The sequence below is a fragment of the Allobacillus halotolerans genome (assembly GCF_018967645.1).
Lineage (GTDB): Bacteria > Bacillota > Bacilli > Bacillales > Alkalibacillaceae > Allobacillus > Allobacillus halotolerans.
Genome location: NZ_JAHLZF010000002.1, coordinates 1 through 16,690, shown reverse-complemented (window position 1 = coordinate 16,690; position 16,690 = coordinate 1). Strand labels below are relative to the sequence as shown.

Annotated in this window: 18 protein-coding genes and 2 pseudogenes; 14 read left to right on the top strand and 6 right to left on the bottom strand. The window is 42.4% G+C overall.

Going from position 1 to position 16,690, the window contains the following annotated elements:
• Window positions 1-38 precede the first annotated feature (38 nt).
• The 4 genes and pseudogenes from istA to KQ486_RS01760 form a co-directional block, all read right to left on the bottom strand.
• Window positions 39-1,493 (bottom strand): IS21 family transposase, encoded by a 1,455-nt coding sequence (istA, locus tag KQ486_RS01770; protein ID WP_337995135.1) that lies wholly within the window; start codon window positions 1,491-1,493, stop codon window positions 39-41.
• 755 nt (window positions 1,494-2,248) lie between these two features.
• The gene (locus KQ486_RS14295) at window positions 2,249-2,413 is read right to left on the bottom strand and encodes a GNAT family N-acetyltransferase (RefSeq protein ID WP_246569124.1); all 165 of its coding nucleotides are present in this window, start codon (window positions 2,411-2,413) and stop codon (window positions 2,249-2,251) included.
• A 106-nt stretch (window positions 2,414-2,519) separates the two neighbouring features.
• Window positions 2,520-2,708, bottom strand: a pseudogene (locus tag KQ486_RS14540) (GNAT family N-acetyltransferase); the annotation flags it as partial.
• 43 nt (window positions 2,709-2,751) lie between these two features.
• A pseudogene (locus tag KQ486_RS01760) lies at window positions 2,752-3,077 on the bottom strand (GNAT family N-acetyltransferase); the annotation flags it as partial.
• A gap of 297 nt (window positions 3,078-3,374) precedes the next feature.
• Between KQ486_RS01760 and KQ486_RS01755 the strand changes: the two are divergent.
• Entirely contained in the window at window positions 3,375-3,572 is a 198-nt protein-coding gene (locus KQ486_RS01755; protein ID WP_216686601.1) for a DUF2281 domain-containing protein, read from the top strand.
• A 114-nt stretch (window positions 3,573-3,686) separates the two neighbouring features.
• On the opposite strand, the gene KQ486_RS01750 is transcribed toward KQ486_RS01755, so the two are convergent.
• The gene (locus tag KQ486_RS01750) at window positions 3,687-4,247 is read right to left on the bottom strand and encodes a GNAT family N-acetyltransferase (RefSeq protein WP_216686600.1); all 561 of its coding nucleotides are present in this window, start codon (window positions 4,245-4,247) and stop codon (window positions 3,687-3,689) included.
• Window positions 4,248-4,376: 129 nt separating this feature from the next.
• Between KQ486_RS01750 and spoIIR the strand changes: the two genes are divergently transcribed.
• The 6 genes from spoIIR (at window position 4,377) to rpiB (ending at window position 8,500) form a co-directional block, all read left to right on the top strand.
• Entirely contained in the window at window positions 4,377-4,952 is a 576-nt protein-coding gene (gene spoIIR, locus KQ486_RS01745) for a stage II sporulation protein R (protein WP_216686599.1), read from the top strand.
• A gap of 89 nt (window positions 4,953-5,041) precedes the next feature.
• On the top strand, window positions 5,042-5,473 hold the full coding sequence (locus KQ486_RS01740) for a hypothetical protein (protein ID WP_216686598.1): 432 nt from the start codon (window positions 5,042-5,044) through the stop codon (window positions 5,471-5,473).
• 59 nt (window positions 5,474-5,532) lie between these two features.
• Complete coding sequence (locus tag KQ486_RS01735; protein ID WP_216686597.1) at window positions 5,533-6,555, top strand: L-threonylcarbamoyladenylate synthase; 1,023 nt, start codon at window positions 5,533-5,535, stop codon at window positions 6,553-6,555.
• 366 nt (window positions 6,556-6,921) lie between these two features.
• A complete protein-coding gene (locus KQ486_RS01730) occupies window positions 6,922-7,476 on the top strand; it encodes a manganese efflux pump MntP (RefSeq protein ID WP_246569088.1) in 555 nt (184 codons plus the stop codon).
• Between the two features lie 127 nt (window positions 7,477-7,603).
• Window positions 7,604-8,038 (top strand): low molecular weight protein arginine phosphatase, encoded by a 435-nt coding sequence (locus KQ486_RS01725; RefSeq protein ID WP_216686596.1) that lies wholly within the window; start codon window positions 7,604-7,606, stop codon window positions 8,036-8,038.
• Between the two features lie 21 nt (window positions 8,039-8,059).
• On the top strand, window positions 8,060-8,500 hold the full coding sequence (gene rpiB / locus KQ486_RS01720) for a ribose 5-phosphate isomerase B (protein ID WP_216686595.1): 441 nt from the start codon (window positions 8,060-8,062) through the stop codon (window positions 8,498-8,500).
• A 38-nt stretch (window positions 8,501-8,538) separates the two neighbouring features.
• On the opposite strand, the gene KQ486_RS01715 is transcribed toward rpiB, so the two are convergent.
• Window positions 8,539-9,048, bottom strand: a complete 510-nt coding sequence (locus tag KQ486_RS01715; RefSeq protein ID WP_144161525.1) for a hypothetical protein — start codon at window positions 9,046-9,048, stop codon at window positions 8,539-8,541.
• A 143-nt stretch (window positions 9,049-9,191) separates the two neighbouring features.
• On the opposite strand from KQ486_RS01715, the gene KQ486_RS01710 reads away from it, so the two are divergent.
• The 7 genes from KQ486_RS01710 to KQ486_RS01680 form a co-directional block, all read left to right on the top strand.
• Window positions 9,192-9,731, top strand: a complete 540-nt coding sequence (locus KQ486_RS01710; protein WP_274237429.1) for a TIGR01440 family protein — start codon at window positions 9,192-9,194, stop codon at window positions 9,729-9,731.
• 46 nt (window positions 9,732-9,777) lie between these two features.
• Window positions 9,778-11,025: a serine hydroxymethyltransferase gene (glyA, locus tag KQ486_RS01705; protein ID WP_216686593.1), complete on the top strand. Its 1,248-nt coding sequence runs from the start codon at window positions 9,778-9,780 to the stop codon at window positions 11,023-11,025.
• A 663-nt stretch (window positions 11,026-11,688) separates the two neighbouring features.
• Complete coding sequence (murB, locus tag KQ486_RS01700) at window positions 11,689-12,606, top strand: UDP-N-acetylmuramate dehydrogenase (protein WP_274237427.1); 918 nt, start codon at window positions 11,689-11,691, stop codon at window positions 12,604-12,606.
• Window positions 12,607-12,812: 206 nt separating this feature from the next.
• The gene (gene upp / locus KQ486_RS01695) at window positions 12,813-13,442 is read left to right on the top strand and encodes a uracil phosphoribosyltransferase (protein ID WP_216686591.1); all 630 of its coding nucleotides are present in this window, start codon (window positions 12,813-12,815) and stop codon (window positions 13,440-13,442) included.
• Between the two features lie 105 nt (window positions 13,443-13,547).
• Window positions 13,548-14,264, top strand: a complete 717-nt coding sequence (locus KQ486_RS01690) for a tubby C-terminal domain-like protein (RefSeq protein ID WP_144161543.1) — start codon at window positions 13,548-13,550, stop codon at window positions 14,262-14,264.
• Between the two features lie 65 nt (window positions 14,265-14,329).
• The gene (locus tag KQ486_RS01685; RefSeq protein ID WP_144161566.1) at window positions 14,330-16,444 is read left to right on the top strand and encodes a S8 family serine peptidase; all 2,115 of its coding nucleotides are present in this window, start codon (window positions 14,330-14,332) and stop codon (window positions 16,442-16,444) included.
• 65 nt (window positions 16,445-16,509) lie between these two features.
• A partial coding sequence (locus tag KQ486_RS01680; protein WP_216686590.1) for a hypothetical protein occupies window positions 16,510-16,690 on the top strand: 181 nt, incomplete at its 3' end.

Genomic DNA, 16,690 nt, shown 5'->3' with positions numbered 1-16,690 from the left:
AGGCTAGACGCAGCGATTTGCACATTTCTTTTAATCGATCACTCATGGATATTCGCCTTCCCTTCAGATGCAAGCTCTGTTGGACGCAAGGAATCATACATATTCCAATTCACTTCATATGGATGACTACCAAATTCTGAAGACGGATAATCTTTCGTGGGAAGTAATTCATAAAATCGTTCATCAATTTCATTCATACTATAGGTTACAATCAGTCCCATTAACCATTCAATTCGTTCTTTCTGTAACTCTGGTGATTCAATGCTTAAGTAACTGGTTATCCTTCCAGGTAGGTAATTGAAGTACCTAGAGTGGGACACAGATCGAGGCTTCCTTTTCCACATGCGCAATATGGATGCCCATGGTAGTTCACGGGTTTTGTTCATGTAAGGACGTGGTCCTTCGCCTAACACCTCACCGTTTGGTGAGATCACCTTGTAGGAATCCCAATAAGTAATCACATACAATTGGCTATAATGGTAACTAGTCGGAATATGAATGGGTTCACTGTCAATGAGAACTTCTCCATATTTATTGGCAGACACCGTTTGCTTGCTGAATACCGGGTAATCATTTTCTGGTAAGGCCAAGCAGTACTTTTTCTCTTCCTCGATAAGATCCTTAATCGGCTCCCCTTTCTTGTAGTGCTTACGTTCATGATCTTCTTTAGATTTCTGGATGAGCATTTCCTCTAGATGATCCAAATCTCGAATCACTGGGGAAGGAGTGAAGAAATTGTATCTTACATAGCCAACTTTGTTTTCTACATGACCTTTTTCATTCCCCTTCCTTGAATTACATGCCTGTGGCTCAAAACCATAATGACTTGCAAATTTCAGGAAACCTTCCGTAAATACCGTCTCACCATGTTTTCCTCTTGCCCTTACTACAGCAGCGGGCAAATTATCGATACGTAGTTTCCGGGGCACACGCCCCAATTGGCTGAATAACAATTTCAAACCTTCAAGGAAGCACTGTTGATTCTCTCCCGGCAGGGGAACAGTAAATCCCCCATTACTGTAAGGCATACTCATAATTAAGCAGTGAATATCTTTTACTTTTCCATCCTGGATAGCCTCTGTCACACCGAAGTCAATTTGAGCTTCAGCTGGAGGATGGGTAAGCCGGTCATATTCCTCCTTGAATGTCTCTCCATCTTCCATGAGCTTTTCCCGCCACTCTGCAATGAAGTTACATACGGTTCGGTAAGAACCTGGGAAACCCAGTTCCTTGAGCTGTTGAAAAATGATCTTATTATTCCGTCGCAACTTCTTCTTTAGGGCGTAATCCTCCAACAACCAATCAGAAACAATTTCACCCCATTTCTCCTCATACATCATCCCACGCTTTTTAGGAATAACTTCCGATGGAAGTTGATCCTCGTCTGCATATTTCTTTACTGTTTCCCAACTGAATCCAGTTCTTTTCACGATTGCATTAATCGATAATGATTTCTCGTTTCTCAGTTTTTTGATATGATTAACTTCAGGCATTGCCAGCATCCTTTCATTACCTCCACCATTAATTGATTAGTCACCATTTAACGGTAGGGTTTTTTGATTGGGCTGGCAAGCCTTTTTCTTTGTATTATGATAATTGCAGGGTTCTAAGATTTTCTTTGCAATTCTCACTACTTTTATTTTGCACTATACAATTAATGCTTATTATAGGCGCATTGATAATTCCATTTTTTATATATGCTCTTATTATACATATCAAATTTTCAAGAAGCGAGAATTCCAAAAACGAAAAAGGGAAAATAATATTAGCCATACCAGCTAAATACGCACTACCTGTATTTCCTGTAGGCTGGCTTGTCTTGGAACTTTATCACCGTATTATAGCGAACATACCATATGAAACATATAGAGACGCTATATGGGTATTAGTATTGCTGTTGTTTACGATCTATGGTTTTTCGATTCGCCATTATACAAGAAGACAGGTATTCAAAAATCAAGAAGTATTTGGTAAGTAGTATTCCAGAAACGAGCGCGATTCTCTAACTGAAAAACTGCGAGTTCTGCTTAAAGAGGGAAAAGAAGTTCAAGCTGTTAAAGAGGTAAGGCAAGCTTTTCGGCTTTCGTTGTTAGAGGCAAAACAATATGTAGATGGTTTATGAGGTGCTTTGCTCCAGAAAAGGGCGCGTTTCTTTAATAAGTAATTGCGCCAATATCGCATATAAAGGCCAGAGCCAAATAAAAAAACCGCATCGTTTTCGCTGAGTGTTAAAGCAAAAACAATGCGGTTAATTGCTGTCTGGGGTCCATTCCATTAACTGCAAGTGATCCTCGAGGTCTTTTATTTTATGAAATCCACATTTTTCATAAGCTCGAATGGCCCGTTTGTTTGCTGGATTCACTTCCAACAACACCTTTGTGGCACCTTTGTGATTTAATTCGCTCAATACCATTCGAATCATTTGTGTCCCAAATCCCTTTACCCCATAACGTTGGTTCACCAATAAATTGATCGATTCCATAAAGCTTATCGCTGTTCAGTAGGATGCCGTATTCATCCAGCTTATTTGGTTGGATCTCATAATATTGGATATAACCAATTGGCTGGTCGTCGTACTCAATTATACAAGGTGTCACATAATGATTTCCTTCAATCCGTGGTCCATATTTTTTTACTATACGATTCCAATCAGAAGGCGGTTCATCGTAAAAAGCCAATACTTGATCATCGTTTAACCATTTCACCATCAAACGGAGGTCCTCATCCTTCATTTTTCGAATCGTTATATTCCTATGCTTCACTAGCATTCATTTTCTCCCATTCATCCTTCAGCAACCCGTATACGACATGGTCGACATACTTCCCGTACAACAACTCACCCGCACGGATTTTTCCTTCCTGTTGAAATCCGAGACGTTCTGGAATGGAGCGACTTTTATTATTTCTTCTGCTGCACGAATATCAACTTTATGGAGGTTCAGCTGCTCTAACGCATAATCAACCAACGCTTTTGTTGCGCGTGTCATAATGCCTTTTCCTTGAAAGCCTTGCCCGAGCCAATAGCCGATATAGGCGATTTTGTTTTGCCAATCCACCTCATTGTAACCAACAATACCTGACAAACTCGGAAGTAAATACATGACATACCTATCCAGCCCCTCAAGTCGTCGGACGAAATCGCCCACACACTCGGCTGATATCGAATCTCTACAAGATTTTTAGAACCAGTATTCAACACCAAAACAATAAAGTAACTATAAAAGATTAGATCATATAAAACAAAGACACCTAGGATACATTTATTCAACAAACGGATGCGATTGTGTATCAATATTTTGATTTTGAATATAAAGTGTATCGTAACATTGAGTGGTATAATAAAATAAAATTTTCATGGAAGAGGTGATCATTTTATGGATACAGCTAAGGATCGTTTACTTAAAATTATTGATGAAATACCTGAACAAGAAGTAGATAAAATTCTGGATTTTGCAGAGTATTTAAAAGCTAAAAGAGATAAAAGTGTGTCTGAGGATTTAACAAAAGCTAGTGAGAGTAGCTTGGATTTTTGGGATAATGACATCGACGACGAAGTTTGGAACAATGTATAAACAAAATTCCAATCAGAAGGCGGCTCTTCATAAAAAGCCAATACTTGATCGTCGTTTAACCATTTCATCATCAAACGGAGATCCTCATGCTTCATTTTTCGAATCGTTATATTCCTATGCTTCACTAGCATTCATTTTCTCCCACTCATTCTTCAACATTCCATAAATGACATGGTCGACATACTTTCCATACAACAACTCACCCGCACGGATTTTCCCTTCCTGTTGAAATCCGAGACGCTCTGGAATCGACCGGCTTTTTTTATTTCGTTCTGCAGCTCGAATATCAACTTTATTTAGGTTCAACTGCTCAAACGCATAATCAACCAACGCTTTTGTGGCGCGTGTCATAATGCCTTTTCCTTGAAAACCTTCTCCGAGCCAATAGCCGATATAGGCGATTTTGTTTTGCCAATCCACCTCATTGTAACCAACAATGCCTGCCGCTTCTCCGTTATAGAGTATAACGGTGTTCAGCCCCTTGCTTTCCGCATACATTTTCTTTGAAGCTTTAATAAAATTCCGCGTGTCGCCAATTTCAGTCGTCATATCAATCCATGGAAGCCATTCTCGTAAGTAATCTCGACTTTGATCTGTCAACTTGAAGACCGCTTCAGCATCGCCTTCATCAATTAATTTTAATGATATTTCCTCATCCACTTCATATGTAAACATCCATTCCGCCTCCCGACCGTAATTCTTAAAAATATTGAACTTATCATAACAATTATCACATTCGATGTATAGACCTTTATGAAGCCGGCGAGAATGAGATTAATAGATTACGAGAAAGGTTGAGGGGAAATGAAGCGATTTATCGTTATTACATTGATTTTATTGATTTCAGTACAACTGTTTTACCCAAAAATAGTAGCTCACGAAGGAAACGAAGAACGCCAGGTGATTCCAGATGAAGCGATTCGTCTAAGAATTTTGGCAAACTCGAATGATGAAAGAGATCAAGAAATCAAGCGGGAAGTCCGCGATGCCGTCAGTGAACAAATTACGGAATGGGTTCAAGAGTTAACGTCTGTTGAAAAAGCTCGGCAGACAATCAAAAATAATATGCCGCAATTGGAAGAGCTCGTCGGAGAAATTGTGACGGATCAATCCTATCAGCTAGACTTCGGAAACGTAGAATTTCCAGATAAAATCTATGACAATTATATCTATCCGGGTGGCACCTATGAAGCTGTCTTGATTACAATCGGAGAAGGTAAAGGTGACAATTGGTGGTGCGTGTTATTCCCGCCGTTATGCTTTGTTGACTTTTCCAATGGCACGACAGTACTTGAGCACGACGATGAAGAAGAGGAAGAGCCTGAGGTGAAATTTTTCTTGTGGGAATGGATTAAAGGAATCGTTTCGTTCTTCGCGTAAAAGTGCCACTCTATTAAAATTCTATAAAGAATCATATTTGCCATCTTTGCCTCATATTTTTTAAGAAACAGAACAAATGAGGTGAAGAAATGGTCAAAGTAACAAAACTCGAGCATTGTTCAGAGCAGGAAATTGATGAATTTTTTCAAGATGATCAGCAAAAGAAGGAATTATTGAAAGAAGAATGGGCTAGAGAGCATGGTTTTTTTATGGAGTTCGGACAAGAAAAGTTATGTTTTTTTGTTATTGAACCGGTCGAAGGGTCACATGCTTGGCTAAGACGATTATTAATTTTTCGTTCAAATACCAAAATGGCTGTCTTCTTGTTGGTGTTTGACTGGATTGCAGAAGAAGCGGAACGACAAGGGTACGAATCTTTGATCGTCAGCGTGAATGACCAAGTGCGCGCAGAATTACTAGAACTGATTCAGTTTAAGAAAATCTATGAAACCCCGTTAAATGAAGAGCTTCCAGGAGAATGGTATGAGAAAAAGTTGCAGCCCGTTTCGAAAAGCACATAATTGCAAGATGTCTATTTTCCGCGCATAATAAGAGGAAGAAAAATTAAAGGATGAACGAGATGAAAGTGAATCACACCACGAAACAATGGAAAATAGATACGTCTGAAGATTATCACTTAAACGAAGCGGCCGATTGGCTGAAAGAGGGAAAGCTCGTCGCCTTCCCGACAGAAACGGTTTATGGGCTTGGCGCAGACGCGCGGAACGATCAAGCGGTGAAAAATATTTTTGAAGCAAAAGGACGCCCTGCGGATAATCCACTTATTGTACATGTTGGAGATGTAGAAGCTGTCAGTGAACTGGTGACAGAGGTACCGGAGCATGCGAAACAATTAATGGAAACCTTTTGGCCGGGACCGCTTACGATTATTTTACCTGTAGAAAATCAATTAGCTAATCATGTCACCGCAGGCTTAGACACGGTCGGCATTCGTATACCGGATCATGAAATCGGTCGGGCGTTACTGAAAGCAGCGAATATCCCAGTCGCGGCACCGAGCGCCAATCGTTCCGGACGACCAAGCCCGACTTCGGCTGCGCACGTCATGACGGATTTGGACGGTAGAATCGATGGCGTTGTCGACGGAGGGACTACCGGAGTCGGTGTTGAATCGACCGTAATTGACTGTTCGTTGGAAACTCCAATGATTTTACGGCCAGGCGGCGTGACCCGCGAACAAATCGAGCAGGTGATCGGACCGGTTGACGTAACAGGGAAGTTGGCAGCTAGCGAGCAACCACGCTCGCCCGGCATGAAATATAAACATTATGCACCAGACACAGTAGTTTGGCTCGTGCGTGAAGCGGAGCACATGACGGTAATTGCTAACCAGTTGAAAGACCAAGGCAAAAAAGTAGGCTACCTTGTCAGTTTAGAACGAGCACACGAAATGAACTTGGAACAGCCATTCATTTTAGGTTCAAGAGAGGACATAGCCGAAATCACCCAAAAGCTCTATCAAAAATTAAGAGAGATCGATGAGCATGATTACGACGTCGTGTTAGCTGAATCTTTTTCAAAAAAAGGAATCGGCGAAGCATTAATGAATCGTTTGGAACGAGCGGCAAGCGAGATCAAATAGTTACGAGGCACATATATTTGTTTGGCGGGCCCATATCGTGAGAGGGTCACAAGTCAACTGTGATTAGCCCGCCCAAGGCACATATAATATTAAGAAGGGCCCATATCATTCGCATATGGGCCCATAAATTTTGCTTTTGGTCCCATATCCGAAAAATTAGGTAGCATATCACCCAATGATGGGAGCATAAATCCCACGAAAGGGCGCATATCCGCCTATCCACCGCTACACCAGCAAAAAACAAAGGAAGTCTTTTCAAGGAAAAGACTACAATTTTACCTAGAAAAACTGAATCAGCCATCTTAAATTTCTTCTAAACATCACCAAGAGTGCATACATTGAAATAGCATGTCCGGTTGATGGGAGATGGAAATGATGATGGCTGTTTTTGATACATTCACACCTTTTATTCTAATCGCTTTTGCGCTAGGTATGGATGCTTTTTCGGTTAGTCTTTCAATAGGTCTGATGAAAATTCGTCTAAGAAAAATTTTATTTTTTATCCTCATGGTTGGTTTTTTACACATCTTGATGCCTCTCAGTGGAATTCTACTCGGTGAAATGATTTCCGATCGACTCGGTGTAATCGCAAACATTATTTCCGGCTGGCTACTGATTATGATCGGTGTCCAAATGATTATAGCGACAGTACTCGAAAAAGATATGAAGAAATACGTGAAGTATTCCGGGTTGGCGGCTCTTGCGCTGACTGTGAGTTTGGATAGTTTTTCGGTTGGATTAAGTATGGGAATGGGCGGTATTTCTCAGTTTGTCGTCGTACTATTGATCGGATTGATGAGTGTTCTTTTGGCGACACTTGGGATGATTTTATCGCGTAAAGGGATTAACATATTCGGTCAATACTCTGAAGCGATCGGTGGATTGATTTTATTGGGGCTCGGCATTCAAATGGTGTTGTAATCATTTACGCTTGGATTTGTTCTGCGAATCCGGGCATTTTTTTATGTTCATAATTCCAGCAAATAGCTACCGTTTTCGGGACAATGTATGGTATATTTTGAGTAGACGTCAACAGGAGGGAACTGGATTGAATCGAGTGTTATTCGTTTGTACAGGGAATACGTGCCGGAGCCCGATGGCCGAGGCAATGTTAAAGCATAAACGCCCAGATTTGGAAGTGCAATCCGCCGGAGTTTTTGCGGGACATGGACAAGCAGCCAATCCAAAAGCGATTGAAGCGCTACAAGAAAAAGGAATTACCTTTAACCATGCCTCTCAACCGCTTACGAAGGATCTAATCAATTGGGCGGATTTGGTTTTGACCATGACAGAAGATCATAAAGTCATGTTAATGAGCGATTATCCAACCGATCGAGATAAAATTTTTACCTTGATTGAATATGTTCAGCCAGTTCATGAGGAAAATACAAATATCAGTATCTCCGACCCGATTGGGTTGTCGATTGATACGTATATCGAAACATTGAATGAGATTGAAAAACACATCGACCGAATGGAATAGACTTTGAGGGAGGACTCCACAATGAAGGTCATCTTAGCATCAGACCATGGCGGGAAAAATTTACGCCGAGAAGTTTCGAATTTACTGGAAGAACTAGGGATTGAATTTGAGGATATCGGTTGTGACTGCGAAGGGTCAGTTGACTACCCTGACTACGGCATCCCAGCAGCCGAGCGCGTGGCTAAAGGCGAGTTCGACTATGGAATTGTCATTTGCGGAACGGGAATCGGTATGAGCATTTCCGCCAACAAAGTGAAGGGAATCCGTTGTGCGTTGGTACATGATGTATTCAGCGCGAAAGCGACCCGCCAGCACAACAATGCAAACATGCTAGCCATGGGAGAGCGTGTCATTGGACCAGGACTCGCCAATGAAATCGTAAAACACTTTTTGGAAACAGAATTTGATGGCGGTCGCCACGAGAACCGCGTCAATAAAATAAAGCAATTTGAAGAACAGTAAAAACCGCTGGTCGTCTGAATAAGGCGGCCAGTTTTCATTTATTGAGAGGGTTGGTCGGATTTTTGCTTGAAATCATAAAGCAATTCAATGATCAGAAGGACGATCGCACTCCCCGTAGCAATCAGTAGAGATTGTTCATAATTCAAGCCAACCAACGCGGCGATCATTCCGAAGACGAGAATTCGGACAAGTGCTAGTAGAATTTGTTGAAATAATTTAATGCTAATAAGGAAGTTAATGATTGTTTCAGGAACGCTTTCAATTGTAAACAAATAAATAAAATAGCAAACCGTTAAGACGATTAATTTTGATGCCGATACGTCGATTGAGAACATGACGTTTGCAACATTTAATGTACCTAGCAACACGAGCGCTAAGCCACCGAAAATTGCAGTGATGAGTAATGCGAGGAGGAAAGAGACGAAACTAACGAGCCAAATACTGGCTTTGTCATCCGGTTTTTCTTTTCGCTCGCCTTTAAACACCATTGGAAAAATCAAACTGATGGAAATAATGAAAATAAAAATTAAAAACACAATTAACTCCATTTTTTATACACGTCCTAATCAAAAAGGATTCTGTAATTAGTTTATCATAAAAATACAGTCAATTTTCCAACCAAAAATGACTGAAAATTTGTTACAATGGAATATGGATGACTTCGATTCTAGGAGGAATCAAAATGACGACCATCGAATCCGTGAAACAAGACCTTCAAACAATGATGGAAGAATGGAAGAATCAAGATTTCATTCGAAAGGAAGGCCTGTTCTTAATAGGCTGTTCAACGAGTGAAGTTGTCGGCGAACATATCGGAACAGCAGGCAGTAAGGAAGTTGCCGCAGCGATCTATGAAGCGATGAAGAAGTTTCAACAAGAAACCGGTGTCGACCTAGCCTTTCAGTGCTGTGAACATTTGAACCGAGCGATTGTGCTGGAACGAAAAGTACAACAGCGTTTGCAAATTCCAGAAGTGAATGCCATTCCTCAACCACAAGCCGGAGGTTCGATGGCGACCCATGCCTATCAACAGATGGAAGACCCAGTATTAGTGGAAAGTGTCCAAGCTGATTATGGTATGGATATCGGAGACACCTTCATCGGAATGCAGTTGAAGCCTGTCGTTGTGCCACTTCGTTTACAAACAAAACAACTCGGCAATGCACACGTCACCCATGCATTCACTCGACCAAAACTGATTGGTGGAGAACGTGCGGTGTATCGAAAATAAGATCTCAGCCAATTGATTGGCGTTTATTAAATAAGGAGGGGTTTACATGAGTCATTTAAAGAACAAATTAAACGAAATCGATCCAGAAATGCTTGAAGCAATTAATAAAGAGAAGGGCCGCCAGCACGATAAAATTGAGCTGATTGCATCAGAAAACTTTGTCTCTGAAGCGGTCATGGAAGCAGCAGGCTCTGTATTGACAAATAAATATGCAGAAGGCTATCCTGGACGCCGTTATTACGGTGGCTGTGAATATGTCGATATTGCAGAAAATCTAGCACGAGACCGGGCGAAAGAACTGTTCGGTGCAGACCACGCAAACGTTCAACCGCACTCTGGTGCCCAAGCGAATATGGCCGTTTATTTTTCCGTATTGAAACCAGGCGACACGATTCTCGGCATGAACTTGAATCATGGAGGCCACTTGACTCATGGAAGCCCGGTGAATTTCAGTGGAAAACTTTATAATGTCGTTGATTACGGTGTCAATGCAGATGATGAACTCATCGACTATGAAGCATTACGTGAGCGAGCGCATGAAGTGAAACCGACGATGATTGTCGCAGGTGCATCCGCTTATCCACGCGTGCTAGATTTTGAGAAATTTCGCGAAATCGCTGATGAAGTCGGCGCATACTTGCTCGTCGACATGGCGCATATCGCAGGTCTCGTTGCCGCTGGCTTGCATCCAAACCCAGTTCCACATGCGCATTTTGTGACGACAACGACCCACAAAACGCTTCGTGGCCCGCGTGGTGGCATGATTCTCTGTAAAGAAGAATTCGCGAAAAAAATCGATAGCAATGTATTTCCGGGGATGCAAGGCGGCCCGTTAATGCATGTGATTGCTGCGAAAGGCGTTTCATTTAAAGAAGCATTGCAACCTGAGTTTAAAGAATATGCAGCAGAAATTATCGACAACGCCAAACGACTTGGCGAAGCACTCGTCAAAGAAGGCGTTCGCCTCGTATCCGGCGGGACGGACAACCACTTATTATTATTGGATTTACGTCCACTCGGCTTGACCGGAAAAGTAGCCGAAAAAGCGCTGGACGATGTGGGGATTACAACGAACAAAAATACGATTCCTTTCGATCCAGAAAGCCCATTCGTCACAAGCGGTATCCGCATCGGAACAGCAGCCGTCACGACAAGAGGCTTCGGCATCGAAGAAATGGACGAAATTGCAGCCATCATGAAATTGACATTGGATAATCTCGGGAACGAAGAAAAATTAGAAGAAGCGAAACGACGCGTCAAAGCATTGACTGACCGTTTTCCAATGTATGAATAAAATAAGGAAAGCAGCGGTGATCCCGCTGCTTTTTTAGTTGATTTTGAGGAGCCGTCGGAAAATCGCGCGCACCCGTCGAAAAAACGGTTGCAGCCATCGAAAAAATGCATGTAGCCATCGAATTCAGAGCTCGAGCCGTCGAATAAATGTGTGAAGCCGTCGAAATCGCCGATCGAGCCGTCGAATAAATGTGCGCAGCCGTCGAAATCGCCGATCGAGCCATCGAAAAAATGCATATAGCCATCGAAATCAGAGCTCGAGCCGTCGAATAAATGTGAGAAGCCATCGAAATCGTCACCCGAGCCATCGAATTACTACGTGAAGCCGTCGATAAAACATGCGAACCCGCCGATAAAGTTCAAAAACCCGCCAATAAAGTGAGCAAACTCGCCGATAAATTGCCGAAACCCGCCGATAACGCCCGAGAACCCGCTAAAACCACAAACACCCACCGAATCCACACCCACCTAACCCAACGCCATATTCATATTTTCGCTACAAAATGCTAAACTAACAGGACAACGTATTTCTTTCAATTCTGTTACAAGTCGCTCATTCATGCTGTTTCGTGGTAGAATAAATAGGGTTTAACAATTACTGAATGAGTGAATAAACTACAATAGATATAAGCGTAGAGTCAGGAGAGAAATGACAGTGTTTACAATCAATGATGCGTTTATCCGTGATCTGTCTGAAATCGTAAAAACAGAGAATATAAAGGTGAATGAGCCGCTTAATGCTCACACGTATACACAAATGGGCGGGAATGCCGATATTTTCGTCACAGCAAGTCGTTACGAGGAAGTAGAACAAGTCGTCAAATTTGCGAATGAACACAACGTTCCGTTCACGCTCATCGGAAATGGATCGAACATGATTATCAAAGATGGCGGGATCCGCGGTATTGTGTTGAGTTTGAAAAGACTTGATGACATCCAAGTAGATGGCACGCGTTTAGTCGCTCAAAGTGGTGCTCGTATTATCGATGCTTCTAGAGAAGCGCTCAGCCACTCACTAAGTGGTCTTGAGTTTGCTTGTGGTATTCCCGGAACGGTAGGCGGTGCGCTCTTTATGAACGCAGGTGCTTATGGCGGTGAAATTAAAGATGTCTTGACGGAAGCAGTCGTCGTCGATCGGGAAGGAAATTTAAAAACACTGGCAGCGGAAGATTTGGACCTTTCCTACCGCACGAGTAATATTCCGGACAATGGCTATATCGTCATGGAAGCTCGCTTTGATTTAAAAGAAGCGAATTACGATGATATCAAAGCGGTTATGGATGATCTGACATTTAAACGAGAATCCAAGCAACCACTTGAATACCCATCATGCGGCAGTGTCTTCAAAAGACCACCAGGCTATTTTGCCGGAAAATTGATCCAAGACAGTGATCTGCAAGGAAAAGGAATCGGTGGGGCAGAAGTGTCGAAAAAACACGCCGGCTTCATCATTAATAAAGATCATGCAACTGCGACCGAATATATTGATGTCATTCATATGGTGCAACGTACGGTTAAAGATAAGTTCGGCGTCGAACTAGAGCGTGAAGTGAAAATCATCGGAGAAGACCCGGAATCATAAAACATCTATGAGAGAGCTTGGGCTAAAGGAATAGTTCTGGCTCTTTCTCTATATATTCTGCTTGGACAAGCTACTCATCGAAAGCGCACAATCAACAATGATTTGTGCGAAAGTTTCCACTTTGTTAAATTTGTCGATGTCTGTTGAAATAAGCTCAATAGTTCGCTACAATTCAATGGATATGTGAAAAAAAGGAGCTGTTCAGATTGGGAAAACTTTATGTTTTTGATCACCCGTTAATCCAGCATAAACTCACTTTCATCAGAGACAAAAATACTGGAACAAAAGCTTTCCGTGAATTGGTTGATGAAGTATCCGCATTAATGATGTTTGAAATCACTCGTGAATTGCCATTAGAAGAAATAGAAATAGAAACCCCCGTTGAAAAATCAAAATCAAAAGTCCTCTCAGGGAAAAAGTTAGGTATCATTCCAATCCTTCGTGCCGGTTTAGGTATGGTTGATGGAATCGTTGACTTAATTCCAGCCGCAAAAATTGGCCACATCGGTCTCTACCGTGATCCAGAAACATTAAAACCAGTTGAATACTACGTGAAATTACCATCCGATATTCATGAAAGAGAATTAATTGTAACCGATCCAATGCTTGCGACAGGCGGCTCGGCAATTGAAGCGATCGAATCGTTGAAAAAACGCGGTGCAACGCATATTCGTTTAGTATGTTTAATTGCAGCACCAGAAGGCGTCGAAGCTGTTCAAGAAGCACATCCAGATATCGATATTTATATTGCAGGACTTGATGAAAGACTGAATGAAAAAGGCTATATCATTCCAGGTTTAGGCGATGCAGGCGACAGACTTTTCGGTACAAAATAATAGATGGTGCGGCTGATCTCTTTCTCGGAGATCGGCTTTTTTTATGATATACACTTGTGTCATAATAAAATTGATGTACGGACTATGAGCTGAAAGGGGTATGTTGTGGGATATTTATTAAGTCTTTTTGTAGCAGGAATGATTGGACTTTCATTAAGATTTATCATCTTAGACAAATTTGAACTTTACCAACTCGCAATCTTGCTGGTGTTTCCGGTGGTTGCGGTGCTCCTTTACTTTTTTCTGCGAAATCAAACGAGAAGAGACCAAGCATTTCAACCGTTCAACAGTGAAGGGAAATGGATGTTCCGGCTAGGAAATGCGATTACGCCAAATTGGAAACCAATTTATGCACATCAACAATGCAAAGGAAATTTCCGCAGAATTTACAGATCTCCTTGGAAAATGTTTATTGCCGATATCATGCGCTCCACCGGTCGTTGGTATTTAAACCTAGAAGCAAAGATGGAGAATGGGGACCATTTCGCTTTCGTCAATCAAGAGGAAAATAAACTTTTGGGAAATGATCAATGGATTCTTCAAAAAAACAGGGAAGCAATTGGCCGTGTACAAACAGATCTTTCTATGAAAAATGCGAGTAAGTTAAAAGGAATACTGGAAGCAAATATAGAGGGCAGACACTATCAATTTCACACGTATGGAATGAGTGATGGTGTTGAGTTATATGCCGATGACAGGTTAATCGGTAGGGGTTACAGAGGAAAAGGTTATCAATTCACTTATCAGCCAACAGTCGAAGAAGCAGATCACGTTCACCTCATGTTGACCTTCATCTTAGTTACGTTTTATTTTCATACATAAGAATCGCTCTCATGAATTTCCATTAATTGCACAAACTAAACTCCGAGCGAAACGGAGGTGAGTTGTTGCATAAGAAATTCTGCATGACACTAATCATTGCGCTAATTTTTTTACCCAACATCGTCCAAGCAGACGAAGAGCAAACATGGATCATCGAAATGGAAAATGCGCCAGAAGACTTAGAAGCGATCCTGCAAAAAGATTATCCATTCATTGAAGTTCTTCATATGTATGACACGCTGCTTGAAGCGGTTGCCGTTCAAGGGAAAGAGCGGCACATCGAGCAATTATATGAAGAAACGTTCGTCACAACCATTCACTCGGCACAAACGTATCAAGTGCCTCACGCCCATACAAAAAATTCAGCCTTACCAAAAGCAAACTATCATCCAGAAGACATTGAGCAAACAGGTAAAAACGTAAAAGTCGGTGTCATCGATACAGGCATTGATTATACACATGCTGATCTGGAGGCGAATTACCAAGCGGGCTTCGACACGGTTGATTTCGACGAAGACCCGATGGAAACGACGATTGAACAAGGCGTGCCGACGATGCATGGAACACATGTGGCAGGCATTATTGCAGCAAAAGGGGAGATCACCGGTGTCGCTCCGGATGCTGAAATTTATGCTTATCGTGCACTTGGCCCAGGTGGGACAGGAACGACGGCTGAAATTATCGCAGCACTTGAAGAAGCCGTTGACGATGGGATGGACGTCATCAATTTGTCCCTTGGAAACGAAGTGAACAGTCCCGATAGTCCCATGACAGAAGCGGTCAATCGTGCGGTCGAGTTGGGTGTTCCCGTCGTTGTAGCAAATGGAAATAGCGGCCCTGATTTATGGACGGTCGGTTCACCAGCGACGGCAGAGAAAGCGATGTCCGTGGGAGCCTATGCGCCAGTGCAGCATCAACCATATATCGAACTGGCCAATTCGTATCGAATCGATTTAGCACAAGTTCCTTTGAGTCCTGCTTGGAATTTTTCTAAACGAATGCCATTAGAGACAGTCTCATCTGTTGAGGAATTGGAAAAAAGCATCAACGACCGTGTGATTTTAATTGAAAAAGAAAAGACGTATCTGGAAATGATGGCGGCGATCATGGAAAAAGGCGCATCAGCGGTCATTGTGTACAGTGAGGAAGACCCGAATTCTTGGGAGTTTGTTGAACTGCCGATTCCTGTAGCCTATGTTTCAACAGAAGATGCGAGCCAATTAAAAAATGCCGGCAAATGGTTTACGACAAAATATGAAGAGTTGACGGACAAGCTTGCGACATTTAGCTCGCGTGGTCCGGTCACTTCAAACTGGGAGAGCAAACCGGATATCATTGCACCGGGCGTGAACATTTTGAGTACCGTTCCCGGCGGCTATGCCGAATTGCAAGGGACGAGCATGGCGGCACCTTATGTGTCAGGCCTTCTCGCACTATTAATTGAAAAAGACCCGGACGCATCACCAGAAGAGTTAAAAAACCGCTTGATCTCTCATGCCAATCCGATCGATGAACTCAACCAATCTGCCATTGACCAAGGGGCGGGAGTAGCGGATATTGCGAGTAGTTTAGAGGGCGACTTCACTGTAAAAAATAAAGCGATTCATTTTGGGAAAGTCGATCAAGATGATCAAACCATTCAACGCTCAGTAACGATTGAAAATCATGAAGAAGAGCCGGTGCTTGTCCGGTGGGAGATTCCGAGAAAGCAACCAGGAATCCAGTGGAAGTTACCATTCACAACAGAGATTGCACCCGGCACATCGAAAAGCTTTCCAGTTGAACTGCGTGTATCGACTGACCGACTATCGGAAGAGATTTTTGAAGGCTACTTCCACGTCAACGTTGGTGACGAACTTGTATCACTACCATATACATTCGTGACGGATGAAGCAGATTATCCACGTATATCTGGAATCGAATTGGAGCCTATACCATTTACGGAAAATGAATTTAACTTATCCGTATACTTGGCTGAAGACGTCGAACAACTGGAGGTCGCAATCGTTACAGGAGATTTTTCCGAAACAAAATCGCTACTTGAAAAAAGCGATATTAATGAAGGGAAATTCCAAGAGACCATCCGTATTGACGAAATAAGCGAGTCAAGCCAATACCTTGTCGTCCAAGTCGTCCAAAATGGAAAAACATATACCTCAGAGGTTCAGTTGAGTTCTTAAATGACGGGTTAGACTTGAAGGAAACAGAATCAAGTAAACGGAGATCCGATGACTGACACTGAAGTTTGACTGCTGAAGTTGGTCCGCTGACTGCTCAAGTTGGCCCGCTGACTGTTGAAGATTTTATGAAGACTATTGAAGTTAGGCCTTCTGCACAAGCATTCGTCTGTGAATTATCGAGCGGTTGGAGCGCTTTGTCGGGCGGCTCGGTGCGTTTGTCGAGCGGTTGGAGCGCTTTGTCGGGCG